The organism is Streptomyces ambofaciens ATCC 23877 (assembly GCF_001267885.1).
Lineage (GTDB): Bacteria > Actinomycetota > Actinomycetes > Streptomycetales > Streptomycetaceae > Streptomyces > Streptomyces ambofaciens.
Genome location: NZ_CP012382.1, coordinates 1,544,855 through 1,571,829 on the forward strand (window position 1 = coordinate 1,544,855; position 26,975 = coordinate 1,571,829).

Annotated in this window: 22 protein-coding genes; 6 read left to right on the forward strand and 16 right to left on the reverse strand. The window is 73.8% G+C overall.

Annotated features, from left to right (window positions below):
- Positions 1-51: 51 nt before the first annotated feature.
- Positions 52-519 carry a hypothetical protein gene (locus tag SAM23877_RS06930; protein ID WP_244902923.1) on the forward strand — a complete coding sequence of 156 codons (468 nt, stop codon included), beginning with the start codon at positions 52-54 and terminating at the stop codon, positions 517-519.
- A 165-nt stretch (positions 520-684) separates the two neighbouring features.
- Here SAM23877_RS06930 and SAM23877_RS06935 read toward each other — a convergent pair whose 3' ends face one another.
- Positions 685-1,878, reverse strand: coding sequence for an ROK family transcriptional regulator (locus SAM23877_RS06935; protein WP_053127952.1), 1,194 nt, complete (start codon positions 1,876-1,878; stop codon positions 685-687).
- Positions 1,879-2,019: 141 nt separating this feature from the next.
- Here SAM23877_RS06935 and SAM23877_RS06940 point away from each other — a divergent pair, with 141 nt between their 5' ends.
- A complete protein-coding gene (locus tag SAM23877_RS06940) occupies positions 2,020-3,231 on the forward strand; it encodes an MFS transporter (RefSeq protein WP_053127954.1) in 1,212 nt (403 codons plus the stop codon).
- Here SAM23877_RS06940 and SAM23877_RS06945 read toward each other — a convergent pair.
- Positions 3,191-3,658 carry an acyl-CoA thioesterase gene (locus tag SAM23877_RS06945; protein WP_053127955.1) on the reverse strand — a complete coding sequence of 156 codons (468 nt, stop codon included), beginning with the start codon at positions 3,656-3,658 and terminating at the stop codon, positions 3,191-3,193. The two genes, SAM23877_RS06940 and SAM23877_RS06945, sit on opposite strands and share 41 nt — an antisense overlap.
- Positions 3,659-3,823: 165 nt before the next feature.
- On the opposite strand from SAM23877_RS06945, the gene SAM23877_RS06950 reads away from it, so the two are divergent.
- The gene (locus SAM23877_RS06950) at positions 3,824-5,305 is read left to right on the forward strand and encodes a uracil-xanthine permease family protein (RefSeq protein WP_053127957.1); all 1,482 of its coding nucleotides are present in this window, start codon (positions 3,824-3,826) and stop codon (positions 5,303-5,305) included.
- Here the strand turns inward: SAM23877_RS06950 and SAM23877_RS06955 are convergent.
- Positions 5,287-6,420: a glycoside hydrolase family 6 protein gene (locus tag SAM23877_RS06955; RefSeq protein ID WP_053127959.1), complete on the reverse strand. Its 1,134-nt coding sequence runs from the start codon at positions 6,418-6,420 to the stop codon at positions 5,287-5,289. The two genes, SAM23877_RS06950 and SAM23877_RS06955, sit on opposite strands and share 19 nt — an antisense overlap.
- A gap of 174 nt (positions 6,421-6,594) precedes the next feature.
- Here SAM23877_RS06955 and SAM23877_RS06960 point away from each other — a divergent pair, with 174 nt between their 5' ends.
- Positions 6,595-7,290 carry a DUF5995 family protein gene (locus tag SAM23877_RS06960; protein ID WP_053127961.1) on the forward strand — a complete coding sequence of 232 codons (696 nt, stop codon included), beginning with the start codon at positions 6,595-6,597 and terminating at the stop codon, positions 7,288-7,290.
- Between the two features lie 98 nt (positions 7,291-7,388).
- Positions 7,389-8,318, forward strand: a complete 930-nt coding sequence (locus SAM23877_RS06965; RefSeq protein ID WP_053127963.1) for an LLM class F420-dependent oxidoreductase — start codon at positions 7,389-7,391, stop codon at positions 8,316-8,318.
- 51 nt (positions 8,319-8,369) lie between these two features.
- Here the strand turns inward: SAM23877_RS06965 and SAM23877_RS06970 are convergent, their stop codons facing one another.
- The 11 genes from SAM23877_RS06970 to fmt form a co-directional block, all read right to left on the reverse strand.
- Entirely contained in the window at positions 8,370-10,082 is a 1,713-nt protein-coding gene (locus SAM23877_RS06970) for a flavin monoamine oxidase family protein (protein WP_053127965.1), read from the reverse strand.
- 55 nt (positions 10,083-10,137) lie between these two features.
- On the reverse strand, positions 10,138-10,926 hold the full coding sequence (locus SAM23877_RS06975; protein ID WP_053127967.1) for a carbon-nitrogen hydrolase family protein: 789 nt from the start codon (positions 10,924-10,926) through the stop codon (positions 10,138-10,140).
- 539 nt (positions 10,927-11,465) lie between these two features.
- On the reverse strand, positions 11,466-12,671 hold the full coding sequence (locus tag SAM23877_RS06980) for an MFS transporter (protein WP_053127969.1): 1,206 nt from the start codon (positions 12,669-12,671) through the stop codon (positions 11,466-11,468).
- A gap of 224 nt (positions 12,672-12,895) precedes the next feature.
- Positions 12,896-13,348: an Lrp/AsnC family transcriptional regulator gene (locus SAM23877_RS06985; RefSeq protein ID WP_003977367.1), complete on the reverse strand. Its 453-nt coding sequence runs from the start codon at positions 13,346-13,348 to the stop codon at positions 12,896-12,898.
- Positions 13,349-13,358: 10 nt separating this feature from the next.
- Positions 13,359-14,843 carry an amino acid permease gene (locus tag SAM23877_RS06990; protein ID WP_053127971.1) on the reverse strand — a complete coding sequence of 495 codons (1,485 nt, stop codon included), beginning with the start codon at positions 14,841-14,843 and terminating at the stop codon, positions 13,359-13,361.
- Between the two features lie 513 nt (positions 14,844-15,356).
- Positions 15,357-16,799, reverse strand: coding sequence for a GuaB1 family IMP dehydrogenase-related protein (locus tag SAM23877_RS06995; RefSeq protein ID WP_053142241.1), 1,443 nt, complete (start codon positions 16,797-16,799; stop codon positions 15,357-15,359).
- Positions 16,800-16,907: 108 nt separating this feature from the next.
- Positions 16,908-17,261, reverse strand: a complete 354-nt coding sequence (locus tag SAM23877_RS07000; protein WP_053127973.1) for a barstar family protein — start codon at positions 17,259-17,261, stop codon at positions 16,908-16,910.
- 141 nt (positions 17,262-17,402) lie between these two features.
- Positions 17,403-18,446, reverse strand: a complete 1,044-nt coding sequence (locus SAM23877_RS07005; protein WP_053127975.1) for a sugar-binding transcriptional regulator — start codon at positions 18,444-18,446, stop codon at positions 17,403-17,405.
- 77 nt (positions 18,447-18,523) lie between these two features.
- Positions 18,524-19,210 carry a ribulose-phosphate 3-epimerase gene (gene rpe, locus SAM23877_RS07010; RefSeq protein ID WP_053127977.1) on the reverse strand — a complete coding sequence of 229 codons (687 nt, stop codon included), beginning with the start codon at positions 19,208-19,210 and terminating at the stop codon, positions 18,524-18,526.
- 92 nt (positions 19,211-19,302) lie between these two features.
- Positions 19,303-20,724, reverse strand: a complete 1,422-nt coding sequence (locus SAM23877_RS07015) for an RsmB/NOP family class I SAM-dependent RNA methyltransferase (RefSeq protein WP_053127980.1) — start codon at positions 20,722-20,724, stop codon at positions 19,303-19,305.
- A gap of 79 nt (positions 20,725-20,803) precedes the next feature.
- The gene (gene fmt, locus SAM23877_RS07020; RefSeq protein WP_053127982.1) at positions 20,804-21,736 is read right to left on the reverse strand and encodes a methionyl-tRNA formyltransferase; all 933 of its coding nucleotides are present in this window, start codon (positions 21,734-21,736) and stop codon (positions 20,804-20,806) included.
- Between the two features lie 335 nt (positions 21,737-22,071).
- Between fmt and SAM23877_RS07025 the strand changes: the two genes are divergently transcribed.
- Positions 22,072-22,623: a hypothetical protein gene (locus SAM23877_RS07025; protein ID WP_053142242.1), complete on the forward strand. Its 552-nt coding sequence runs from the start codon at positions 22,072-22,074 to the stop codon at positions 22,621-22,623.
- Positions 22,624-22,885: 262 nt separating this feature from the next.
- On the opposite strand, the gene SAM23877_RS07030 is transcribed toward SAM23877_RS07025, so the two are convergent.
- Both SAM23877_RS07030 and metK read right to left on the reverse strand, forming a co-directional pair.
- On the reverse strand, positions 22,886-25,036 hold the full coding sequence (locus tag SAM23877_RS07030) for a primosomal protein N' (protein WP_053127984.1): 2,151 nt from the start codon (positions 25,034-25,036) through the stop codon (positions 22,886-22,888).
- Positions 25,037-25,583: 547 nt separating this feature from the next.
- Entirely contained in the window at positions 25,584-26,792 is a 1,209-nt protein-coding gene (metK, locus tag SAM23877_RS07035; RefSeq protein WP_030973159.1) for a methionine adenosyltransferase, read from the reverse strand.
- Positions 26,793-26,975: the final 183 nt, after the last annotated feature.

Below are 26,975 nucleotides of genomic sequence, written 5' to 3' on the forward strand. Positions count from 1 at the left end.
GCGGCTGCGCGGCGTATGGGTGAACCCGCACGAGCGGCTCGGGGCCGGGCGATGAGCCGGCGCCGGTGGCTGCGGAGCGGACTGGGGGTGCTCGCCGCCACGCAGGTGGTGCTCGGGTTGTGGGTCCTGCTGCTGCCCGAGCTGTTCTGGAAATGGCCCTGGGTGTCGCACCTGCCGCCCTACAACGAGCACCTGCTGCGGGACTTCGGCGGGGCGAGCGCCGCACTCGCCGTGGTGCTGTGCTCGGCGGTCGCGGCGATGGAGCGGCGCCTGGTGGTCACCGCGCTGGTGGCCTACCTGGTGTCCTCGGTCGCCCATCTCCTCTTCCACGCACAGCACCTGGAGTCCCTGTCGGCGGCGAGCGGTGCCGGATTCATGGCGCTGCTGGGAACGGCGGTGCTGCTCCCGGCGGCCTTGCTGTGGCTCGCGGCGGACGGGACGGCCTTCCGTGCGGACTCCCCCGGGGGGACGGAGCGCGCCCCTCGGGCCGGAGGGCCTGGGCAAGGGTCAGGAACCTGAAGGTCTGGGCATCGGCCCGGTCGGGCCGGGCGCCTGCTGAGGCCCTGCGCTCGGGCCGGGCGCCTGCTGAGGCCCTGGGCTCGGGCCGGGCGCAGAGCCGTCGCGGAGGTCGGCGCGCCTCCCGGACGGCGCCGCGGCCGGCCTCCGTTCGACCGCCGCCGCGGGCTACCGCTCCGGGGGCGCGAACAGGGCGTCCTGGGCGCGGTCGCGTGCGGTCAGCAGGGCTCCGCGCAGTACGGCGCCGCCGCCCAGGATGCTGGGCCGCACCTCGGTGGCCAGCGGCGACATCCGGGTGAGGCGGTGCTGGACGCGGGTGGCCAGGGCGTCGGCGCCGGCCCGGCCGACCTCGCCGGCCAGCACCACGCAGCCGGGGTCCAGGACCGAGACGACGGCGGCGGCGCCGAGGACGACCCGGTCGGCGAGCGCGTCGAGGAAGCGTGCGGCGGCCGGGTCCGTGCCGGACCGGCGCACCGCATCCCGTACCAGCGCGGCGGCGTGCCGTTCGGGTTCGTCCGGGGGTGCCGTCACCCCGTGCTCCGCCGCGAGGGCGGTGACCGCCGCGGCGCCGGCCACGGAATGGAAGCCGCCGTCGCAGTCGGTGGCCGACGGCAGCCCCGAGGTGCCCGGCACCGGCAGGAAGCCGATCTCGCCGGCGCCGCCGGACACGCCCCGCCGCAGGGTGCCGTCGAGGACGATCGCGGCGCCGATGCCGAGGCCGAGCCAGAGCAGGACGAAGGTGTCCCGGTCCCGGGCCGCTCCGTCGCGCTGCTCGGCCAGGGCGGCCAGGTTGGTCTCGTTCTCGACGCCGATGCGTGCCTCGGGGAACTTCTCCTGCAGCGCGGCCATCAGCCGGCGGTGCCACTCGGGCAGTCCGGTGGAGTCCCGCAGCTCGCCGCCCGCCGGGTCGATCAGGCCGGGTGCGCCGATGCCGACGGTGTGCAGCCGGACGGCGCCGGCCTCCTTCGCCGCGCGCTCGACCAGGCTCACCGCCTGCTCCACCGCGGGACCGGTCCCGGTGTCGTCGCCGATGGGTACGGACGCCTCGGCGAGCACCCGGCCGAGCAGGTCGGACACCAGCACGGCGACGCCTTCGGTCCGGACGTCGAGGGCGGCCAGGTGGGCGCGGCCGGCGACGATGCCGTACAGCTTGGCGTTCGGCCCGCGGCGCTGCTCGCCGGACTCCCCGGCCACCTCGATCAGACCGGAGACGGTGAGGCGTTCGACGAGGTCGGCCACGGTGGGCCGGGACAGGCCGGTCAGCTGCTTCAGCTGCCCCGCCGTCAACGGGCCCTCCTGCTGGAGCAGGCGCAGGGCGAGCCGGTCGTTGATGGCCCGGGCGGTGCTCGGGGATGCGGGCATGCCGGGATCCTTCCAGATCGGCGGCGCGGAGGCCCACGCCGATATCCCCTATCTATCAGGCAGGGTTCCTGATAGTTTACGCGGCGCAGCGACGCCAGGGGGCCGAGTCGGCCGAACGGACCCGACGAAGGGGGCAGGAGAATGAGCACAGTGGTCTACGCGCTACGCGAGGTGAGGCGCGCCCGGTACGCCGTGGCGGCCGTGTTCGCCGTGCACGGCGCCGTCACCGGCTCGTTCGCGACGCGGGTGCCGTGGATCCAGGACCATGCCGGGGTGAGTGCGGGCCAGTTGGGCCTGGCGCTCGCCTTCCCGGCGCTCGGCGCCTCCGTCGCCATGCCGCTGGCCGGCAGCGTCAGCCACCGCTTCGGCGCCCGCACCGCCCTGCGCGGGCTGCTGGCCCTGTGGACGCTGGCACTGGTCCTGCCGTCCCTCGCCCCGAGCCTGCTGACGCTGTGCCTCGCCCTCTTCGTCTACGGCGCCACCGCGGGCATGTCGGACGTGGCGATGAACGCGCTGGGCGTGGAGATCGAGAACCGCCTCGACAAGTCGATCATGTCCGGTCTGCACGGCATGTGGAGCGCGGGCGCCCTGGTCGGCTCGGCGGCCGGCACGCTCGCCGCCCACCTGGGCTCGGACGCCCGGCTGCACCACGCGCTGGCCGCCGCGGTGCTGACCGTGGCGGGCCTGGTCGCCTGCGCCTGGGTGCTGGACCTCCAGCCCGCCGAGGACGAGGACCCGCCGCCGAGGTTCGCGCTGCCCCCGAGGTCGGCGCTGCTGATCGGCGCGGTCGGGTTCTGCGCGGTGTTCGCGGAGGGCGCGAGTCTGGACTGGTCCGCGGTCTACCTGCGGGACGAGCTGGGAACCTCCGCCGGTCTGGCGGCGGCGTGCACGACGGGCTTCACGCTCACCATGGCCCTGGCCCGGTTCGCCGGCGACAAGGTGGTGGACCGGTTCGGCGCGGTGCGCACGGTCCGGGTGAGCGGTGTGCTGGCCGCGCTCGGCGGTCTGCTCATCGTCCTCGGGGGACATCCGGCGGTGGCGATGACCGGCTTCGCGCTGATGGGCCTCGGCATCGCCGTGGTCGTGCCGCTGTGCTTCGCCGCCGCCGGACGCGCCGGCTCCAACCCCAGCCTGGCCATCGCGGGCGTCGCCACCATCACGTACACCTCGGGCCTGGTCGCGCCGAGCGCGATCGGCGGCCTGGCCGAGGTGACCAGCCTGGTGGTGTCGTTCGGTCTGGTGACCCTGCTGACCTGCTGTCTGGTGGTGTTCGCGAAGGTGCTGCGCGCCGGGGACCGGGACCGGCCGAAGATCAGTCCGTCGAGCGCAGGAGTGCCCGACCGGCGGCCCTGAAGGTGTCGCTCCACGGCGCCGGACGCAGTGTCGCGGAGTCCAGCCTGACCAGCACCCGGGTACCGCGGGCGTACGTGGTGGTGCCGTCCGGGGAGCAGAACCGGAAGCCGTACGTCAGCCCGGTCGTGCCGAGGCGGTCCAGCCAGAGGTGGACGGCGTACGCGCCCGGCCGGGTGACCGGCGCCTCATAGGTGATGGTCAGTTCCTTGACCGCGTTGCAGGCGTCGCCGGCCGCCGCCCAGTCGCCCTCGAAGCGGAAGCCGTGCTCGGTCCACAGCTCGGCCCAGGCCCGCTCGACCATCACGGGGTACCGGGCGTTGTGCAGCAGCCCGAGGGCGTCCAGGTCGTCGAAGTGCACGGTGACGGGAACGAGCCGGCCGTACCGCGGGGCGGACAGGGCGGGGGCGGTGGGGACTTGGGCGGTCACGGCGGACTCCTGGTGGTGCGCGGTGGTGCTGACGAACGGACGATCCCCTCCATCCTAAGCGGACGCTCAGTACGCCCTCTCGGGAAGGTGCAGGTCAGCCGCACGGCCGGGCACCCCCGACAATGGTCCGGACAGACCTCAGTACAGAGAAAGCGAAACCTCACCATGGACCTCGGCGTGCGCTGGAAGCTGCACGGTGACGGGCGCACGCCCGCACCCGGAGCGGTGGTCCGCCCCGACGAACGGCTCTCGTGGCCCCGCACGGTCGGGCTCGGCGCCCAGCACGTGGTGGCCATGTTCGGGGCGTCCTTCGTGGCTCCGGTCCTGATGGGCCTGGACCCCAACCTCGCGATCATGATGTCGGGCGTGGCGACCGCCATCTTCCTGCTCGCCACCCGCGGCCGGGTGCCGAGCTATCTCGGCTGCTCGCTCTCCTTCGTCGGCGTCGCCGCGGTGATCCGGGCCCAGGGCGGCACCAGCGCCACGGTCACCGGCGCGGTCCTGGTCGTCGGCGCCGCGCTGTTCCTGGTGGGTCTCGCGGTGCAGCGGTTCGGGGCGCGGATCATCCACGCCGCGATGCCGCCCGTCGTCACGGGCGCGGTGGTGATGCTGATCGGCTTCAACCTGGCCCCGGTCACCGCCTCCACCTACTGGCCGCAGGACCAGTGGACGGCCCTGCTGGTGATGCTGTTCACCGGTCTGGCCGTCGTCTGCCTGCGCGGCTTCTGGTCCCGGATCGCGATCTTCATGGGGCTGGTCTTCGGTTACGTCCTCTCCTGGGTCCTCGACCGGATCTTCGGGAGGATCCACTCGGTGGACGGCAGCGGCAAGCTCACCGACCACTGGCGCCTCGACCTCTCCGGCGTGGGCCAGGCCGACTGGATCGGCCTGCCGTCCTTCCACGGACCGAGCTTCGAGTGGTCGGCGATCCTGGTCGCCCTGCCGGTCGTCATCGCGCTCGTCGCGGAGAACGCCGGGCACGTCAAGGCGGTCGGCGAGATGACCGGCGACCCGCTCGACGACAAGCTGGGCACGGCGATCTCCGCGGACGGCGTCGGCTCCATGCTGTCCACCGCGGTCGGCGGCCCGCCCAACACCACGTACTCCGAGAACATCGGCGTGATGGCCGCGACCCGGGTCTACTCCACGGCCGCCTACTGGGCCGCCGCCGGATTCGCCCTCCTCTTCGGCGTCTGCCCGAAGTTCGGCGCGGTCGTGGCCGCCATCCCGGGCGGCGTCCTCGGCGGCATCACGGTCATCCTCTACGGCATGATCGGCCTGCTCGGCGCGCAGATCTGGATCAACGCCGAGGTGGACCTGCGCAACCCGCTGAACCTGGTGCCGGCCGCCGCGGGCATCATCATCGGCGTCGGCAACGTCAGCATGGAGTTCACCGACACCTTCTCGCTCAGCGGCATCGCGCTCGGCACCGTGGTCGTCATCACCGGCTACCACGCGCTGCGGGCCTTCGCCCCGGCCCACCTCAAGACGCAGCGGCCGCTGCTCGACGAGGGCACGTCGTCGTACGACGAGAAGTCCGGGCCCTCGCACGACGTGAAGACCGGGGCGCCGCAGCAGGAGAAGACCGGGGCGCCGCGCGACGAAGGGCCCGGCGGCGCCGACGGTTCTCAGCGCGCCAGGTCGTAGGCGTAGGACGGCGTGAAGGTGCCCGGCTCCCCCTTGCAGCCGTCCGACTCCCCCGGCAGCTTGACCCACAGGTAGGCGTCGACGCGGCCCAGGCCGGTGCTCAGGGTCGGGGCGCGGCCCAGCTTGCGGCCGTCCGGGTCGCACCACTGGCCGTCGGGTGGGGCGCCGTTGCCGTTGCGGCTGGTGTCGATGACCGCGCCGAGACTCGCGGGGCCGCCCAGGGCGTCGAGCACCGCGCGGTCGTAGGCGACCTCGTCGGCGGTGGCGTGGAAGTTGGAGACGTTGCTGAAGATGCCGTCGGAGGAGGCGGCCGAGGCGGCGCCGGCCTGCTTGAGCCAGCCCGCCTGCCTGGCGGGCGCGTGCCAGCCCGAGTGGCCCGCGTCGAAGTAGACCCGGGCCCTGGGGTTGGCGTCCTTCATGACCCGCCCGGCCCGGGCCAGCGAGGCGAAGCGGTCGGCGCGCTCCCCGGCGCTCAGGCACTCCGCCTGGGCCACCGAGTCGGGCTCCAGGACGACGATGACGTCTCCGGAGCCGAGCCCGGCGGCGAACCGGTCGATCCAGTCGTCGTAGGCGTCGAGGTCGGGCGCCCCGCCCTCGGAGTGGCCGCCGCAGTCCCGGCCGGGTACGACGTAGGGCACGACGACCGGCACCCGGCCCGACTCGGCACCGCCCGAGGTGACGGCGCGGACCCGGGCGGTGATGTTCGCGGGCGTGTGGTCGGCGAACCAGACGGCGGCCGGGTGGTCGGCTATCCGGGAGCCGATGACGTCCTGGCGCGGGTCGTCGGGGTGGGCCCGGACCCAGTCGAGGACCTGGGACTCGGGGTGCCGGTAGAGCCGGGTGGGGGCCGCGGGGGCAGGAGGCGTCTTCCTCTGCGACTTCTTCGCGGGCCTCTTCGCCGGCGAGGGCCCGGGGCTCGCCTTCTCCGACGGAGACGGCGAGGCGGTGGCCGTCTCCGTCGCCGACGGTGACGGCACCACGGGCAGGGAGTGCAGCCGGGGCGAGTGCGTCACCTGCGGCCGTGCCCCGTCCGCGCCGCCGCCGTCGTCGCCGAGCACGGACAGCATGCCGGTCGCGGTGCCCACCGCGACCACGACGGACGCCGCGGCGACCATCGCGCCGCGGCGGGCGGCACGCCTGCGCTCGGCCCTGCGAGCGGCCAGGCGCCGGGCACGAAGGCCTGACACGTACGGTTCCCCCTCCCCCGCACGGCGGGCGCGTTCCCCCGTTCTGGGGAAGCGGCGGGCCCGCCGGCACTCCGGCCACCCTAAAGCTGGAACCCTGCCGCCATGGCGCACTGCGAACAAGTCCCGGCGGCCGTCCGGACGGTGGACACGGTCCTCACCCGGATGCGCGCCCTCGACACGGCGCTGCCCGCACAGGACGGGGTGGCCGTCTTCAACCGCGTCTACCTGACCGTCACCGAGACGGTCGACCGGCACATCGACGGTGGCGGGTTCCCGGACGCCCGGGCCGCGATCGCGCTGGACGTGCGGTTCGCCGAGCGCTATCTGGCGGCCGTCGACACGCTGGAGAGGGGGCACCGGCCGCCCGCGTGCTGGCGGCCCCTGTTCCAGTTCCGCCGCCATCCCGGCGTACGACCGCTGCAGTTCGCGCTGGCGGGCATCAACGCGCACATCGGTCACGATCTCGCGCTGGCCGTGGTGGACACCTGTCGTACGCTCGGCTGCGATCCCCTGGAGCTGGAGGACGAGTTCGACCGGGTGGGCGAGCTCCTCGTCTCGCTGGAGGAGCGCGTCCGCGACGAGCTGATGCCGGGTCCCGACCTCCTCCAGATCACCGACCCGCTGACCCATCTGCTCGGTTCCTGGAGCCTGGAGCGCGCCCGCGACGCCACCTGGGCCGCGGCCCGCGCCCTGTGGGCGCTGCGCCGGCTCCCGGACCTGGCCGGGGAGTTCACGGAGCGGCTGGACGCGGCCGTCGGCTTCGCGGGCCGCATGCTGCTCACCCCGCTGCCGGACTGAACCGCCCGGTCGCCGCATGCGGGCGGAACTCCCGCACGATCACTGCACGTTGCACCTTTCAGCAGCCTCGCACCCCGACCGCGAAGGAGCACCCGGACATGGCGACCCGGCTCGGACTCGGCCTCCCCCAGATGCGGCAGTACGACCTCGGCAAGGACGTCCCCGACGTGGCCCGCGCGGCGGAACGGACGGGCTACGACAGCCTGTGGGTCTTCGAGCGGGCGCTCTTCCCCGAGCCCGCCACCCAGGGGCTGTACGGCGTCGAGGGCCTGCCCTGGCCGGACGAGTACCGGAACGTGGCGGAGCCGCTGGTGACCCTGACCCTCGCCGCCGCGGCCACCGAGCGGGCGGAGCTGGGCACCAGTGTGCTCGTCGCCCCGCTGCACATCCCGTTCCAGCTGGCCAGGGCGCTGGCCTCGCTGGACGCGGCGAGCGGCGGCCGGGTGGTCGCGGGCTTCGGCACGGGCTGGTCCCACGACGAGTACGCGGCGGCCTCGGTCCGCCCCTTCGCCGAACGCGGGCGGGCTCTGGACGAGCTGATCGCGGTGTGCCGCGCGGTCTGGGGCCCGGACCCGGTGGTGTACGACGGCGACCTCACGAAGATCGCGTCCGCGGTCGTCGGTCCCAAGCCCGTCAGGCCCGTCCCGATCCTGCTGGCGGCGAGCAGCGGGAAGGCCCGGCGCCGGCTCGTCGACCACGCCGACGGCTGGCTGCCCGCGGGCACGGGTGTCGAGGCCGTGGCCGCCCAGTGGCGGCAGCTGCGGGAGCTGGCGGAGGAGCGGGGGCGTACGGAGCCGATCCGCACGGTGCTGCGGGCCAACGCCCGCCACCGCGCGTCGGCCCCCGCGGGCGCCGGCCGCCGCCCCTTCCACGGCAGCGTCGACCAGATCGTCGAGGACCTCGCCGCCCACGCCGGGATCGGGCTCGACGAGATCCTCGTCGACCTCCAGGGTTCCGCGCGGGACGCCGAGGAGCTGAAGGACGTGGCCGCCGAGGTCTACGAGAAGGCCAGGGCGGCCGGGGTCTAGGTCTCCCCCCTGCTGGTCTCTCCCTGGCTGCGCCGGCCCCGGAGGGCCGGGCTAGTCCTCGGGGAGCTCGACGGGCGCGATCTCGTCGTAGACGTCGCCCGGGCCGGGGTTGGTCGCGTCGGTCGTCCCGCCGAAGTGGTGCATGACTCCCCAGACGGCGTTCAGGGCGGTCTGGACGGCTCCCTCGGCCCAGCCCGCCGTCCAGGAGATGTCGTCGCCGGCGAGGAAGATGCCCCGCTTGTCCTCGGGCAGGTCCTCCTGCATGAAGTGGGTGAACAGGCGCCGCTGGTACCGGTAGTGTCCGGGCAGGTTGGCCTTGAAGGCGCCCATGAAGTAGGGCTCGTTCTCCCAGGAGACCGTCACCGGGTTGCCGATGATGTGCTTCCTGATGTCGACCTTCGGGTAGATCTCGCCGAGCGACTTCAGCATGACCTCCATCCGCTCGCCTGCGGACAGCGGCAGCCACTTCAGGCTGTCGTCGCACCAGGTGTAGGAGAGGCAGATGACGGCGGGCCTGTCCGGACCGTCGTCCAGGAGGTAGGTGCCGCGGGTCATGCGGTCGGTGAGCGTCATCGACATGACGTCCCGCCCGGTCGGCTCCCCGTTGTCGTCGACGGCCTTGTCGAGCCAGAACGGGCGGTCCACGGGGACGAAGAGCTTGGAGCTCTCCATGTAGTGGGTCCGCTCGATCGCGGTCCAGTGGTCGATCGGGAAGAGCGAGTCGTCGCAGTCGATCTTGGAGAGCAGCATCCAGGACTGGGCGGTGAAGATCGCCGCCCGGTAGGTGCGGATGTCGCCGTCGGCGTCGGTCACGGTGATCCGGTTGCCGGCGGTGCGGGTCAGCCGGGTCACGGCCGGGCGGGGCTCGCCGTTCACGTGCAGGGACTGCAGCGAGGTGCCGTACGGCCAGTGGACGATCTTCTCCGGCTCGCGCTCCCAGAGCCTGAGCGGCAGCTGCTGGGAGCCGCCGACGATGCCGCGGTGGTGGTCGTCGGCCTCGGTGTAGACGACACGGAGGATCTCCAGGATGGAGTTGGGGAAGTCGGTGTCCCAGCCGCCGGTGCCGAAGCCGACCTGGCCGAAGATCTCGCGGTGCCGGAAGGACTTGAAGGCCTCGGAGTCGCAGAGGAAGCCGTAGAAGGTCTGGTTGTCGAGCTTCTCGACCAGCTTCGCCCAGATCTCGCGGATGCGCGGGACGTCGCGCTCGCGCAGGGCGCGGTTCATGTCGGAGAAGTCGGCGCCCTCCTCGAGGCACCTGGCCCAGGCGTCGGCCACGTCACGGTAGACCTGCGGCAGGTCGTCGAGGGTCTCGGCGTAGTGCGACTCGCCCTTGAGGTCCACGACGGTGGAGGGTGTCGCCTCGGCGAGGGGGTTGGGGAACGCGCGGGTCTCCAGTCCCACCAGGTCGATGTAGTGCTGGAGGGCGGTGGAGGACGGCGGGAAGCGCATCGCGCCCATCTCGGCGGTCAGGGACGGGTCACACCCCTCGAAGCCGACGGTGCGCAGGCGCCCCCCGATCCGGTCGGCCTCGTAGACGACGGGCTTGAGGCCCATCTTCATCAGCTCGTAGGCGGCCACGATGCCGGACATGCCGCCGCCGATGATCGCGACCTCGCTGCCGTGCTCGGTCGCGGGTATCTGGCCGAGACCGGCCGGGTGGGCGAGGAAGTCGTCGTACGCGTACGGGAAGTCCGGACCGAACATGGTGATCGGCGGCTGCTGCTCGTCTGCGTGCTCGATCGCGTTGGGCACGGTGGACGTCATGGGGTACGGACTCCTTGCACAGGTGGAACGGGGGTGAGGGCTCGGCGCGCGGGACTCAGACGAGGGCCCCGTAGAGACCGGGGCGGCGGTCCTTCAGGTACGGGTTGGCCTCGCGGGAGGCGGCGAGGAGGACCGGGTCGACGTCGGCGAGGACCAGTTCCTCGGCGCGCCCGGCCCGGCCGCGGACGGTCCCGTCGGGTCCGGCGAGCGCGGACAGCCCGACGAACTCGTACTCGCCCTCCTGGCCGACGCGGTTGACGTACGCCACGTACATCTGGTTCTCGAAGGCCCGCACCGGCACGACGGACTCGGCGACGAACTGGAACGGGTGCATCTGCGCGGTCGGGACGAGCAGCAGGTCGGTGCCGGCCAGGGCGTGCGCGCGCACGTTCTCCGGGAACTCCACGTCGTAGCAGATCATCAGGCCGACGGTGACCCCGTCGAGCTCGGCCTGGACGACGGACCGCTCGCCGGGCGTGAAGTGGTCGCGCTCGAAGCAGCCGAAGAGGTGGGTCTTGCGGTAGTTGGCCAGGCGGGTGCCGTCGGCGGAGATCAGCTGGACGGAGTTGAACACGTCCGCGCCGGCCCGCTCCGGGTAGCCGTACGCGACGGCGAGGCCGTGGCGCCCGGCGATCTCGGCGACGGCGTCGGCCGCGTCGCCGTCGGCGGGCTCGGCGAGGGCGGCGACGGCGTCGCCGATCGCGTACCCGGTGAGGAACAGCTCGGCGGTGACCAGCAGCCCGGAGCCCGCGGCGGCGGCCCGGCCCGCGGCCTCGTCGAGGACCTTGAGGTTCTCGGCGGTGGAGCCGGGCCGGCCGGAGCTCTGGAGCAGGGCGGTGCGCATGCGTGATCCTCACCGGTGGGAGGGGGTCGGGGGGCCAGATAGACGGTACGGTCGGCGGTCTCGCCCGGACAAGCAGGAGCCGTTGCGCGCCGGTGAGCGGTTCGTTGCGTCCGCTCGGCGCCCGGCGGCGATTCGTTGCGCGCCTCGCACGCCGGGCCTCCGAACGGGCCGCTCGACGGCGGAGCACCCGGCCCGCGGGGCACCCGGCGCGCGGGGCACCGGATGCTCTCCCGACGGTGCGGAGCGCGCCCGTTCCCCGCACCGTGGCGGAGGCGCTTGGCCGAGGGTGCCCGGGCGAAGCCCGACACCTACCGCCTCGCGACCGGCGGTGCCGTGTCCGTCGTCCACGGAGTCGTCACCGACTCCGAGCTGCCCGGCGGGGGGGCGGGCGGGGTCGGTGGCGGCACGGTCCGCGAGCCTCGGGCGCGACGACCGGCCCGGCCGCCGCCGGGCCTCCACGGGCAGCCCCCGGGGGGGCGAGCCGCCCCGGGGCTGTGCCGTCGGCCCCTTCGAGGAGGTCAGGAAGGGGACCGGCGGCTTCAGGATCGTGCCCCGGCGGCCGCGGCACGGGCGGCCGTCGCCAGCAGCAGCGCCGTCAGCAGGTACGGCACCGCGGACCAGGCGAACGCGGTGGCGTGCCCGGTCGCCGTGGCCGTCGCCGCGTAGGCGGCGAAGGTGGCGAGGGTGCCCAGCTCCGCACCGAGGCCCGCGACCGACGTCAGCGTGGCCCGTCCGGTGTCCTCGATGCGTCGCTGGAGGCGGGCGTCGGCCAGCACGGTCGCCAGCTGGAAGCCGCCGAACGCCAGCGCGACCAGGACCACGGCGCCCGGGGTGCCGGCGGCGGCGCCCACCGCCAGGGCGAGCGCGGAGCCGGTGAGCAGGGCGGCGAACCCGGTCGTGGTCAGGCGTTCGGCGGGGCCGGCCAGCAGGCTGCCGGCCGTGGCGCCGGCCCAGACCACCAGCAGCAGCCAGGGGACGGTCTCCTGGGCCACGCCGGTGTCCCGCACCAGCAGCGGCGTGTACTCGTCGAGCGCGCCCCACACCGAGGTCACCGCCGGCACGAGCAGCAGCGCGCCCCGCACGGAGCGGTCGCCGCGGGCTTCGGCGAGGCCGGCGCGCAGGGTGGCGGCCCAGTGGCCGCCGGCGGCGGGCGGTGTGCGGCGCTCGGGGAAGCGGGTCGCCACGGCCGCTCCGGCCAGGCAGACCAGCACGCTCGCCGCGCCCACCGCTTGGTAGCCGCCCCAGGAGAAGACCGGGCCGGCCAGGCCCATCGCGGCCATCGTCGCGGCGATGCCCACCGCGCGGGCCCGCCCCATCACCCGGGCGTACCGGTCGGCGGCGCCGTCCCGGTCGAGTTCGTCGTAGACCAGCGCCTCCAGCGCTCCGGAGCCGAGCGCGCCGCCGGCGCCCCACAGGACGAAGCCGAGCGCGAAGGCGCCGTAGGAGGGCACGAGCACCCACAGGGCGAAGCCGGCCGCGGTGAGCAGCGGGCCGAGGACCAGCAGCCTCCGCCGTGAGGTGGCGTCGGCCCAGGCACCGGAGGGCACCTCCAGGACGACGCCGGTGAGCGACCACAGGGCGAACAGGGAGGAGATCTGCCAGACGGACAGACCGGTGTCGCTGAACAGCAGCGCGTACACCGGGTAGAGCAGGACGAAGTCGTCGCAGAACGCGGAGGCGTACAGCGTGCGCGACAGCCGCCGGGTACCGGCGGTGACGGGGACACGCTCGGGTGAGAGAGTCATGAGGCCTTCCCGAGGGGGCGGTTCGGACACCGGGGGTACGGCGTCCGAGGCGGCCCTCGGGGGCAGGCACGGCTGGGGGATCAATGTCGCCAGGTCATGACACCGATGCTAGCCGGGTGACCCGGACCCGGTCAGGCGGTCGGCCGATCAGGTCGCGCGCCCAGGTCGCGCGCCAGACCGGGCACCCAGACCGGGCGGTCACGCCGGGCGATCAGGCCGGGCGGTCAGGTCGGCGACCCGGACGAGAAGCGCCGGAGCAGCGGCGAGAGCACCAGCACGGACTTGGTCCGTTCGACGAACGGCTCCCCGGCGATCCGCTCCAGGACCCGTTCGAAGTGCCGCATGTCGGAGGCGAAGACCTGGGCGACCGCGTCCGCGTCCCCGGTGACGGTGGAGGCGGCGACGACCTCCTGGTAGCGCTCCAGGCCCCGCTGGATGGTCTCCGGCGAGGTGTTGCGGCGGCAGAAGATCTCGACGAACCCCTCGGTCTCCCAGCCGAGCGCGGCGGGGTCCACCCGTACGGTGAATCCGGTGATGGCTCCGGTGGCGCGCAGCCGGTCCACGCGCCGTTTGACGGCGGGCGCGGACAGGCCGACCGACTGCCCGATGTCCGCGTAGGAACGGCGGGCGTCCTCGGCGAGGGCGTGCACGATGCGTTCGTCGAGATCGTTCAGCACTGCGGGTGGTTCACTTCACTTCTGGTGTCACGGTGTCCGGTGCGGCCAGCCGGGAACGCCGGTGGCCGTACACGAAGTAGAACACGAGCCCCACGGCCATCCAGACACCGAAGACCACCCAGGTGACGGTGGACAGGCTGCCCATCATCCAGACGCAGAGGGCGAAGCCCAGCGCCGGCAGGACCGGAGACAGCGGTACCCGGAAGGTGCGGCGCATGTCCGGGCGGGTGCGGCGCAGGACCACGACGGCCACGTTGACCAGGGCGAAGGCGAAGAGGGTGCCGATGCTGGTGGCGTCGGCGAGCTGCCCGAGCGGAATCGCGGCGGCCAGGACACCGCAGAACAGGGAGACGATCAGCGTGTTGGCGCGGGGCGCGCCGGTCTTCGGGTGGACCCGGGAGAACACCTTCGGCACCAGTCCGTCGCGGGACATGGCGAACAGGACGCGGGTCTGGCCGTAGAGCACGGTCAGGACGACGCTGGCGATGGCGACGACGGCGCAGAACGCCAGCAGGGTGCCCCAGAAGTCCTGCCCGGTGACGTCGGCCATGATCTGGGCGAGGGAGGCCTCGGAGTCGGTGAAGGTGCGCCAAGGGCGGGCACCGACGGCGACGGCCGCGACGAGGACGTAGAGCACCGTCACGATGACGAGGGACAGCATGATCGCGCGGGGCAGGTCGCGCTGGGCGTTCTTCGCCTCCTCGCCGGCGGTGGAGGCGGCGTCGAAGCCGATGTACGAGAAGAACAGCGTCGCGCCGGCCGCGCTCACCCCGGCCATGCCGAGCGGCATGAAGTTCTCGTAGTTGCCGGAGCGGAAGCCCTGCACGCCGATCGCGCAGAACAGCACCAGCGCCGCGATCTTGACGACGACCATGATCGTGTTGGCGCGGGCCGACTCGCGGGCGCCGCCCAGCAGGAACGTCATGGCGAGGAGCACCACGATCAGCGCGGGCAGGTTGAAGACGCCGCCGTCGCCCGGCGGGGCCGACAGCGCGGCCGGGATGGTGACACCGATGGTGCCGTCGAGGAGCTCGTTGAGGTACTCGCCCCAGCCGACGGCGACGGCGGCGACCGACACGCCGTACTCCAGGACCAGACACCAGCCGCAGATCCAGGCGATCAGCTCGCCCATCGTCGCGTAGGCGTACGAGTACGAGGACCCGGCGACCGGGATGGTGCCCGCCAGTTCGGCGTAGGACAGGGCGGAGAAGAGCGCCGTGAGGCCGGCGATGACGAAGGAGAGCGTGACGGCGGGCCCGGCCTTGGGGACGGCCTCGCCGAGGACGACGAAGATGCCGGTGCCGAGGGTGGCGCCGATGCTGATCATCGTGAGCTGCCACAGGCCGAGGGAGCGGCGCAGTGTGCCGCCCTCGCCCTGGCCGCCCTCGGCGACCAGCCGTTCCACGGGTTTGCGGCGCATGAGGCGCGCGGCCAGGCCCGGGGACGTGGGGCCGGCCGATGCGTCGTGGTGCGGGGGTGCGCCTTGGTCGAGCACGCGTTGACTCCTTTGTCGCTGCCGGTCGCTCCGCCGGTGACGAGCGGTCGGGCTCCCGGCGGGTCTCTGGAGCGGCGGGGAACGGCGGGCGCCCCGTGAAGGAGCGGGAACCCACCGAGCGGGGTTCCCGCCACGCCACGTACAGCGCAGAACACTACGAGCGGTGCGGTGCCCGGGTAATGCAGCAACCTTGCGCGTCCCCGGACGATCGTTGCGTTCACCGGGGCGCGGCGCGTGTTCGTTGCGCGAGGGCTCGTGAGGGGCTGCGTACAGCGATCTTCGAGCGGCGCGTCGCCCCTGGTCAGCCGCCGTCCGGAGAGGATGGCGCACGGACAGGACGGCGTACGGGCGGAGGAGGACGGACGAGGTCCGGGCCCCGGTCAGGATCCGGACCGAACGACGTACGGGCTGAACCACGTACCGGCCGAACCACGGCGTACGGGCTGAACGAGGCACGGCCCCGGCCGCCCGCTTCCCGGGGACGGTCAGGGCCGTACGGAGGTCTCCGCGCGCTCAGCTCCAGCTGGCGTGCAGCGGCTTGCCCTCGGCGTATCCGGCGGCGCTCTGGATGCCGACGATCGCCTTCTCGGCGAACTCCTCCAGGGAGCCGGCGCCGGCGTAGGTGCACGAGGAGCGGACACCGGCGATGATCGAGTCGATCAGGTCCTCGACGCCGGGACGGGTCGGGTCGAGGAACATCCGGGAGGTCGAGATGCCCTCCTCGAACAGCGCCTTGCGGGCCCGGTCGTACGCCGACTCCTCCGAGGTGCGGTTGCGCACCGCGCGGGCGGAGGCCATGCCGAACGACTCCTTGTAGGGGCGGCCGTTGGCGTCGTGCTGGAGGTCGCCCGGGGACTCGTACGTGCCCGCGAACCAGGACCCGACCATGACGTTGGACGCGCCGGCCGCGAGGGCCATCGCCACGTCGCGGGGGTGGCGGATACCGCCGTCGGCCCACACGTGCTTGCCGTACTTCTTCGCCTCGGCGGCGCACTCCAGGACGGCGGAGAACTGCGGCCGGCCGACGCCGGTCATCATGCGGGTGGTGCACATGGCGCCGGGGCCCACGCCGACCTTGATGATGTCGGCGCCCGCCTCGATCAGGTCGCGCACACCCTCGGCGGAGACGATGTTGCCCGCGACGATCGGAACCCGCGGGTCGAGGTCGCGCACCAGCTTGACCGCGCCGATCATCGACTCCTGGTGGCCGTGCGCGGTGTCGATGACGAGGGTGTCCACACCCGCGTCCAGCAGCTGCTTCGCCTTGCCCGCGACGTCGCCGTTGATACCGACGGCGGCGGCGATGCGGAGCTTGCCGTTCGCGTCGAGGGCCGGGGTGTAGAGGGTGGCGCGCAGGGCGCCCTTGCGGGTGAGGATGCCGGCCAGGCGGCCGTCCTTGTCCACGGCGGGCGCGTAGCGGCGGTTGGCGGCATCGAGCGTGTTGAAGGCCTCGCGCGGGTCCAGGTCGGCGTCGATGAGGATCAGGTCCTTGGACATGACCTCCTCGAGCTGCGTGAAGCGGTCCACGCCGGACAGGTCGGCGTCCGTGACCACGCCCACCGGCCGGTTGTCCTCGTCGACGACGACACCGGCGTTGTGCGCCCGCTTGGGCAGCAGGGACAGCGCGTCGGCGACGGTCTGGTGCGGGGCCAGCACGATCGGGGTGTCCAGGACGTGGTGCCGGCTCTTCACCCAGGTGACGACGTCGGTGACGACCTCGATCGGAATGTCCTGCGGGATGACCACGAGGCCACCGCGCCGGGCCACCGTCTCGGCCATCCGGCGGCCCGCGATGGCGGTCATGTTGGCGACGACCAGCGGGATGGTGGTGCCCGTGCCGTCCGGGGAGCCGAGGTCCACGCCCTGCCGGGAGCCGACGGCGGAGCGGCTCGGCACCATGAACACGTCGTCGTACGTCAGGTCGTACGAGGGCTGGATGTCATTCAGGAAACGCACGTGCTGCACATCCCAGTCGATCAGAGGTGGCCCCCGGACAGGTCAGCCAGGGGGAAAGAGCACGTACTTCATTGTCCCACGGACGATGGCCGACAACCCCCGGGCAGATCATCCAGGCTGGTCAGCGACCTCCTTGGAGGATCCTCCAGGCCCGAGGGTCACGAAGAGTCCCGGACCGCGGTCCGTCGCCTCCGCGAAGACCTCCTCCGCTACGGCCCACTCGTCCGGCCGTGCCTCGGCGTACGCCCGCCAGCCCCGTACGACGAGGACCAGCCCCCGCTCCGCAGCTTCCCCGGGCCAGACCGAGGGGTCGGCCAGGGAGTCGGCGAGCGCGTCCCAGTTCCGGCCGAACCAGTCGGGCAGGGCCAGGTCACGGGCGCAGCGGTCCATCAGGCCCGCCTTGTCCGTGACCCCGTCGAGGTCCAGCGTGACCACGAGCCGCCCCGCGGGATCCTCCGTCATGCCGTGCCCTTCCCTCCGTCGTCCGCGTGCCTGTGCGTCACTCGTCGTCCGAGTGCCCGTCCCGACGCTCGTCGCTCCGTCGCCCGAGAGCCCGTCCCGTCGCTCCGGTAGCCCGTCCAGTCGCCCGGAGGACGCCGTCCCTCAGACGCCGTCCGGGTCCGTCCGGTTGAGCGTCGACTTCGGCGCGGAGCCCGCCGTCATCAGGTAGTCCGCGGCCGACGTGTCCGTCACCAGGCTGGTGACCAGCCCGGAGCGCAGCACCGCGTCGATGGCCGCCGCCTTGCGCTGGCCGCCCGCGATCGCCACGACCTCGGGGATGTGGCGAAGCTGGTCGGCCTTGACCGTGATGCACCGCTCCCCCAGGTCCCGCCCGACCCGGCGCCCCTCGGCGTCGAAGAGGTGCGCGGACATCTCGGCGGCGACGCCGAGCGAGGCGTAGTGCGCGCGCTCCTCGTCGCTGAGCATGTCGTGCACCGTCGAGATGCCCGGCTCCCAGGAGCCGATGGAGACGCAGGCGACCGTGACCTTGTCGAAGTACTCGAAGGCCCGGGCGATCCCGGTCTGGTGGCGCAGCGCCTCGGCGGTGGCCGCGTCCGGCAGCAGCATCGGCGCGTAGATGGGATGCGCGTCGCCGCCCGACACCTGGGCCGCGCGGCGCACCGCCTCGACCGAGCCGCGCTCGGCGGTCCCGGCGTCGTACACGCCGGTCAGCTGCACCACCGTGCACGGCGGCAGCCGGTCCAGGGCCGCCGCCATGTGGATGGTGGACCGGCCCCAGGCCAGGCCCAGCACATCGCCCTCGTTGACCAGCTCGCCGAGCAGGTCGGCGGCCACCTCGCCCAGGTTCTCCGGGTCGGGCGTCTCCTCGGCGTCGGCCGGGGACTCCACCACGACGGCGTGCCTGAGGCCGTAGCGGGCCCGCAGGGCGTCCGAGCGCTCCGCGTCCAGCTCGGCCGGCACCCGGATCTCGATTCGTACAAGGTCCCGCTCGAGGGCGGTCTCCAGGACCCGGGCCACCTTGAAGCGGCTGACGCCGAACTCCTCCGCGATCTGGATCTTGGACTTGCCCTCGAGGTAGAAGCGGCGGGCCATGGCCGCCGCCTGGACCAGCTCAGCGGGTCCCATCCGCATGGCTGAACGGCCCGCCGACATACCCGACACGGCGATCTCCTCACTGCTGTTCACACTCTGGATACGCCGTTCATCCTTGCAGATTCGGCGCACTTGATCAGCCCTGATGGGAGCCGTTCACGTTCTGTTCCTCAGTGGTCGCACGCCCAGGACGCCTTGGCGGTCGCCGCCTCGGCCTGCGTGCGCAGTGCACGTACCGCCTCGGCCGGGTCCGATGCCCCGTACACGGCGGAACCCGCGACGAAGACGTCCGCGCCGGCCTCGGCGCACCGCTCGATCGTCGACGCCGACACCCCGCCGTCGACCTGGAGCCAGAGCTCCAGTCCATGCTTCTCGATCAGCTCACGCGTGCGCCGGATCTTCGGGAGCATGATGTCGAGGAACGCCTGCCCCCCGAAGCCCGGCTCAACCGTCATGACCAGCAGCATGTCCAGCTCGGGCAGCAGATCCTCGTACGGCTCGATCGGCGTCGCGGGCTTCAGCGCCATGGACGCGCGGGCCCCCTTGGCCCGGATCTCGCGGGCGAGCCGCACCGGCGCGGCGGCCGCCTCGACGTGGAAGGTGACCGAGCCGGCGCCCGCCTCCACGTACTGCGGCGCCCACCGGTCCGGCGCCTCGATCATCAGGTGGCAGTCCAGCGGGGTGTCCGTCGCCCGGGCCAGCGACTCCACGACCGGCACGCCGAGCGTGAGGTTGGGGACGAAATGGTTGTCCATGACGTCGACGTGGAGCCAGTCGGCTCCCTCCACCGCCTTGGCCTCGTCCGCGAGGCGGGCGAAGTCGGCGGACAGGATGCTGGGGTTGATCTGCGCGGCCATGCCCCAAGACTGCCATGCCCCGTGGGGGTGGGGGGCATCGGTCCCGGACGGAGGCGCTCGCCCGCGCGGGCCCCGCGTCCCGTCCGGTCCCCTCAGGCGGTCCGGCGGATCAGCGCCAGGTACATCGCGTCGGTCCCGTGCAGGTGCGGCCAGAGCTGGATGTCGGGGCCGTCGCCCAGGTCCGGTACGCCGGGCAGCAGCGGGCGGGCGTCGAGCAGCTCGGTGTCCGGATGCCGCTTGAGTGCGTCGGCGACGACGGCACGGGTCTCGGCGAGGTGCGGCGAACAGGTCGCGTAGCCGACGACTCCGCCCACCCGTACCGCCTTCAGGGCGCTGCTCAGCAGCCCGCGCTGGAGCGGGGCGAAGCCGTCCAGGTCCTCGGGACGGCGCCGCCAGCGCGCCTCGGGACGGCGGCGCAGGGCACCGAGCCCGGTGCACGGCACGTCGACCAGGACGCGGTCGAAGCTGCCGGGGCGCCACGCCGGACGGGTGCCGTCGGCGGTGATGACCTGGTACGGCCCCGGATTGCCGTCCAGTGCCTTGGCCACCAGCCCGGCCCGGTGCGGCTGCTTCTCCGAGGCGAGCAGGAACGCACCGCGTTCGGCGGCCAGGGCCCCGAGGAGCGCCGCCTTGCCGCCGGGTCCGGCGCATCCGTCCAGCCAGCGGCGGTCCGGCCCGTCCAGGGGCGCGTTCGCGAGGGCGAGCGCGACGAGCTGACTGCCCTCGTCCTGCACGCCGGCCCGGTTCTCCCGTACGGCCTCGACGGCCCCCGGCTCGCCGCCCTCGCTCAGTCGCACGGCGTACGGCGACCAGCGGCCGGGCACCGCGGCCTCCTCGCCGAGCAGCTCTTCGGCCGTGGCGCGTCCCGGACGGGCGACGAGCGTCACCTCGGGCCGCTCGTTGTCCGCGGCCAGCAGTTCCTCGATGCCCGCCCGGCCGCCGCCGAGCGAGTCCCACAGCGCGGAGACGACCCAGCGCGGATGGGCGTGCACGACGGCGAGGTGGTCCTCGGGGTCCTCGTCGTAGGGCGGAGCGACCCGCTCCAGCCACCCGTCGAGGTCGTCCCGCGCGACCTTCCGCAGCACGGCGTTGACGAACTTGGCCCGCCCGTCGCCGAGCACGACCCGTGCCAGCTCCACGGAGGCCGACACGGCGGCGTGGCTCGGGATCCGGGTTCCGAGCAGCTGGTGGGCGCCGAGGCTGAGCACGTCCAGTACGGGCGGGTCGACCTCGCGCAGCGGCCGGTCGACGCAGGCGGCGATGATCGCGTCGTAGGTCCCCTGCCGGCGCAGCGTCCCGTACACCAGCTCGGTGGCGAGCGCCGCGTCCCGGGCGTCGAAGCCTTCGTCCCGTTCCCGCGCCTTGCGCAGCAGCGGCGGCAGGACGAGGTTGGCGTACGCGTCCCGCTCGTCCACGGCCCTGAGCGCCTCGAAGGCGAGGAGGCGGACGGGGTCCTTCTGGGGCCTGCGGTACGGCTTGCCGGGCTTGCGGGGACGACGAGGCTGCTCGCTCACGAAAAAGGTGCTCCGGGTGTGGGATGAAGTGCGTTCACCAGCGTACGTCGGGCCGGTGAACGGTGGTGCGGAGGCCGGGTCAGCCGCCGAGCGACTCGCCCTCGGCGATCCGCACCCCGCGTGCCCAGTCGGCGGCCCGCATCGGCTTCTTGCCCTGCGGCTGCACCCAGAGCAGCTCGACGGCGTACGAGCCGGTGCCGACGTACACGTTGTTCTTGCCGGCGGCGAGCCGGCCGGGGGCGAGGTCGGTCCGGTCGGCCACGGGCACGGCCTGCACGAGCTTGAGCCGCTCGCCCCGGAAGGTGGTCCAGGCGCCGGGGGCCGGGGTGCAGCCGCGCACCACCCGGTCCACACGCAGCGCCGGGGCCGCCCAGTCGACCCGCGCGTCCTCGACGGTGATCTTCGGGGCCAGGGTCACCCCGTCGGCCGGCTGCGGCACCGCCTCCAGGCTGCCGTCCTCGATGCCGTCCATGGTGGCCGCGAGCAGTCCGGCGCCGGCGAAGGCGAGCCGGGTCAGCAGGTCGCCGCTGGTGTCGGTGGGGCGGACGGTCTCGGTGACCGTCCCGTAGACGGGACCGGAGTCGAGGCCCTCCTCGATCAGGAAGGTGGACGCGCCGGTGATCTCGTCGCCCGCCATGAGCGAGTGCTGCACGGGGGCGGCGCCGCGCCAGGCGGGCAGCAGCGAGAAGTGCAGGTTGACCCAGCCGCGCGCGGGCACGTCGAGGGCGACGCGGGGCAGCAGGGCACCGTAGGCGACGACCGGGCAGCAGTCGGGCGCGATCTCGCGCAGCCGCTCCAGGAAGGCGGGGTCGCGCGGCTTCGCAGGCTTGAGCACCTCGATCCCGGCCTCCTCCGCCCGCTCGGCCACGGGCGAGGCGACCATCCGGCGCCCACGCCCCGCCGGAGCGTCGGGCCGCGTGACGACGGCGGCCACCTCGTGGCGCCCGGAGGCGATCAGGGCGTCCAGGGCGGGGACGGCGACCTCGGGGGTGCCGGCGAAGACGAGCTTCATGGGTGGGACGGGCCTCTCGGGCGGGGGCGGGTGCGGGCGACGCACCAGTCTACGAGCCCGGGGGCGACCGGCAGCCGCCGACGGCGGCACACCCCCGCGGCGGGGCCCGGCCTCTCGACCGCCCGGAAACGACGGGTGCGCGGGCGGGAGAGAAGGACACCGGCGGCCGGTCATCGGCCGAGGCGCACGCCCCGTTCGACCGGGCGCACGCATATGCCGCCACGCCCCCACCCCGTGACCAGCGGAGCGCCCACGCGTTGGTCAAGGAAGAGTTGACCACACCGGACCGCCCGCGCGGCCCGATCCCTTTCAACGCCGGTTCGAGAGGCTTGTTCATGGCCGACCACGCAACCCACGACGCCCAGGCTCGGGCCAGCCTGCACTTGCTGGTGCGGGACATCGAGCGGGTCCGCCGGCAGGTGGACGCACTGCGCACCCTCACCGCCCAGCTGGGCAACGTCTACCGTCCGCGCCGTTCCGGCCCCTCCACGGGCTTCGTCGTCTACGGACGAGCCCCCGCACCGACCGTCCGTCTCGCCCAGGAGCTGCGGGACAGCGTCGAGACACTGGTCACGGCAGCCGTGGACTTCGACCGCTCGCTCGGCTTCTCGTGGGACGCGGTGGGCTCCGCGCTCGGTGTCACCAAGCAGGCGGTGCACCGCCGCTACGGCTCCCGCCGCGCCACGGCCCAGACCGCGCCCGCCGCCGAGGCCCCCGAACACGCACCGGAGCCGGCGGGCGCCCGCACGGTCAACGTGGGCTCCGCCCTGCCCACGGTGCCCACGGTCCCGGCAGCCCGGTCCATGCCGACCCAGCCGACCGCGGGCAGTCCGGCCCTGCGCGAGGACGTCCGGCCGACCACCTTCCCCGGGCCGCGCAACGGCTGACCGCGAGGACCCGCCGGCCCACTGCCCTCCCGTTGTACTCGGAGGGCGGTGGGCCTCCGTCCGACCGCTCCCCAACCGCCCGCCTGGCGCGAGGACACGCGCACGCGCCCACGCCTTCGCCGGGTCCGCCTCACCCCCACCTCCGCTGGGGCCTGCCTCATCCGCGCCTCCGCCGAGGCCGCCTCACCCACGCCCCCGCCAGGCCCATTCCACCCACGCCACCGCGGGGCCTGCGTCACCGGCGCCCCCCGCCGGGCCCGTCTCACCCGATGTCGGGCGGATCGATCCGCACCCATACCGCCGTCTCGCCGCCCCGCGCCATGCGGGCCGCCTGAGCGGCCTTCAGCGCACCCGCCAGCGCAGCGCCGCGCCCCGGCGGCACCCGGACCAGCGCGCGCTCCCACTGCTCCCCCGGCGGCGGGTCGCCCGCCCGCCGGGGGCGCCCCGCGGACGTCACCGGCAGCGGCACCGGGCCCAGTACCTCGGCCTCGCCCGGCAGCTCCACGGCACGCAGGAAACCGGCCACCGCGTCGGGCGGACCCGCCACGGACGCCATCCGGGACACCGGCGGAAAACCCAGCTCGGCCCGCTCGGCCAGCTCCCGCACCGCATGGCCGACGGGGTCCCAGCGCACCAGGGCCTGCACCGGCCGCAGGGTCGGCTCGGCGACCGCGACGACGGTGCCCCCGGCGCCCTGCGGCCGCACCAGCGCGGCGGCGGCCAGCCAGCGCCGCAGCGCGTCCTCACCGGCGCGCAGGTCGGGCCGTCCGAGCATCGCCCAGCCGTCGAGCAGCAGGGCCGCCGCGTAGCCGCCCTCGGCGACGGGCTCGGCGCCCGGGGTGCTCACGACCAGGGCGGGAGCCTCGGACACGGTGTCCAGCACGTGCTCGCGCCCCGAGGTCCGCACCGGCACGGCCGGGAACGCCCGTCCCAGCTCCTCGGCCGTGCGCCGCGCCCCCACCACCTGCGCGCGCAGCCGGAACGCCCCGCACTCCGGGCAGTGCCAGCCGCCCTCCTCGCGCCCGCACCATCCACAGCGCAGCGCGGCCCCGGACTCCTGGCCCTCCAGCGGCCCCGAGCAGTGCCGGCACCGCGCGGGCGTCCGGCAGGCGGCACACGCCATCCTCGGTACGTAACCCCGCCGGGGCACCTGCACGAGCACCGGTCCCTGCCGCAGTCCGTCCCGGACGACCTGCCAGGCGAGGGTCGGCAGCCGCGCGGCCCGCGCCGCCTCGTCACGCGCCAGATCCCCGTCACCCACGGTCCGTACGAGCGGGGCGGCGGACCGCACCTGCTCCCGCGCGGCGACCAGGGGCCGGGCCCAGCCGCTCTCCACGAGCTGGGCGGCCTCCACCGTGCAGCTCCAGGCGCCCAGCAGGAACGCACAACGGTCCTGGGCGGCACGCAGCAGCAGCACGTCACGCGCGTGCGGCTGCGGGGCGTGGGGCTCGCTGTGGCTGTCGTCGCCGTCGTCCCACAGGGCGACCAGACCGAGGTCCCGCACCGGCGCGAACATGGCGGCGCGCGTCCCGATGACCGCCCGGACCGCGCCTCGGCGCACCGCCAGCCACTGCGCGTACCGCTTCTCGGGCCCGGCGTCGGCGGTGAGCACCGCGTGCCGTCCCTCACCCAGCAGGGCGGTCAGCGCGGCGTCCGCGCGGGCGACGGCCCGTCCGTCCGGCAGGACGACGAGCGCGCCGCGCCCGGAGGCCAGCGTCGCCGCGACGGCCCGGGCCAGCTCCTCGCTCCACTGCGGGCCGGGCAGGGCGTTCCACACCGCGCGCGGCGCGCCTCCGGCGGCGAGGGCCGCGACGAAGGCGGCGCCCTGCTCGTACCGCGTCCAGGGGCCCGGCGCGGGCACCGGTGGCGGGGGCATCGGCTCCGGCGAGGTCCGCTTCTCGGCGCGCGCGTTGCGCGGCGGTACGGCGAGCTGCAGCACGTCGGCGAGGCTGCCCGCGTACCGGTCGGCGACCGCCCGCGCGAGTCCCAGCAGCTCCTCGTCGAGCACCCGCTCGGGCGACACGACCTGCGCCAGGGCGGCCAGGGGCCCCGAGTAGTCGGACTCGGCGAGCCGCTCGATCAGAAAGCCGTCGATGAGCCCCCCGCCCTCACGCCGCCCGTCCCGCACCCGGTGGCGTCCGGCCCCGAAGCGCACCCGCACCCGCACACCGGGCTGGGCGTCGGCGTCCAGCTCCTCGGGGACGGCGTAGTCGAAGTACCGGTCGAGGTGGAGTACGCCCTTGTCGACGAGCACCCGGGCGACGGGCCGGTCCTTGGCGAGCGCGGCTCCGCGCCAGGTCCGCGGCTTGGCCCGCGGCGCCTTCGCCCGGCGCACGCTCTCCCGGATGAGCGCGAGCTGCTCGGGCGGCGCGTCCTGCGCGCCGCCGCCCGACGGTTCGTTCTCGCTGCTCACGCCTGCATTCTTACCAAAGACCACTGACAACGAGGACGGGCCCGGGCCCCCGGTCGTTCGCCCGCGGCCACGGTGCGTCCGTGCCGCGGGCCACCCCAGCTCGCCGGTCGCCTCCGCCCCGCGGACGACGGCACCGGAGCCCTGGGGAGCCCGAGCGGTACGACTCGGTCGCGGTCCGGACTGCGCTCGCAGGGCGGACGCAGCCCGGGCCCCACAGGTTCCGTCCAGACCCGACAGCCTCCGTCCCAGGCCCCACAGCCCGTTCCAGGCCCCACAGCCTCCGTCCAGGCCCGACAAGCACCGTGCAGGCCTCGCGTGCGCGTCCAGGCCCCCCCGAGCGCCGTCCAAGCCCCGCGCAGGCCCACTCAGACCCCGCGTGCGCCGCCCAGGCCCCCAGGCGCCGCCCAGGACCCGGCAGGCGCCGCCCAGCCCGCAAGGCCCATCCACACCCCGCAGGCGCCGTCAGCCCCGGTGCCGGACGCACCGAGGCCCGGTGTCCCCGCCGAGGGGGCACCGGGCCTCGCCGTATGGCCGTCGGGCGGGAGCCTTACAGCCCCGCCGCCTGACGCAGCGCGTCCACGCGGTCCGTGCGCTCCCAGGTGAAGTCGGGAAGCTCACGGCCGAAGTGGCCGTACGCGGCGGTCTGGGCGTAGATCGGGCGGAGCAGGTCGAGGTCGCGGATGATGGCGGCCGGACGGAGGTCGAAGACCTCGTCGATCGCCTTCTCGATCTTCTCCGCGTCGATCTTGGCGGTGCCGAAGGTCTCCACGAACAGACCGACCGGCTCGGCCTTGCCGATGGCGTAGGCGACCTGGACCTCGCAGCGGGCGGCGAGACCCGCGGCGACGACGTTCTTGGCGACCCAGCGCATCGCGTACGCGGCGGAGCGGTCGACCTTGGACGGGTCCTTGCCCGAGAAGGCGCCGCCGCCGTGGCGTGCCATGCCGCCGTAGGTGTCGATGATGATCTTGCGGCCGGTCAGACCGGCGTCGCCCATCGGGCCGCCGATCTCGAAACGACCGGTGGGGTTGACCAGGAGACGGTAGTTCTCCGTGTCGAGCTTGATGCCGTCGTCCAGAAGCGCCTTCAGCTCCGGCTCGACGACGAACTCCTTGATGTCGGGGGCGAGCAGCGATTCCAGGTCAATGTCGCTCGCGTGCTGCGACGAGACGACGACTGTGTCAAGTCGGACCGCCTTGTCGCCGTCGTACTCGATGGTGACCTGTGTCTTGCCGTCCGGACGCAGGTACGGGATCGTCCCGTTCTTGCGGACCTCGGACAGGCGCTTGGACAGGCGGTGCGCCAGGAAGACCGGCAGCGGCATCAGCGTCGGCGTCTCGTCGGACGCGTAGCCGAACATCAGGCCCTGGTCGCCGGCGCCCTGCCGGTCCAGCTCGTCCTCGTCGCCCTCGACCCGGTTCTCGTAGGCCGTGTCGACGCCCTGCGCGATGTCCGGGGACTGGGCGCCGATCGAGACCGAGACGCCGCAGGAGGCGCCGTCGAAGCCCTTCTTCGAGGAGTCGTAGCCGATCTCCAGGATCTTGCCGCGGACCAGCGTGGCGATGTCCGCGTAGGCCTTGGTGGTGACCTCACCGGCCACGTGCACCAGACCGGTGGTGATCAGGGTTTCGACGGCGACCCGGGAGGTCGGGTCCTCACGCAGAAGCGCGTCGAGAATGGTGTCGCTGATCTGGTCAGCGATCTTGTCGGGGTGACCTTCGGTCACGGACTCCGAGGTGAAAAGGCGACGGGACACAACGCTCCCTGGGGTTGCAGCGGCTGCTGGCTGATCATTGGTGGACGGCACGGGGAGCTGCACCCGGCGACGTCCGAGAACAGTTTATCGGTCGCACTCGGCCGCGGACCCACCCGTCTCAGCTCTCGGGAGGGCTGTGACCTGCGGCACGGGCATTCTGCCCAGAACGGAGCGCCGATGGCC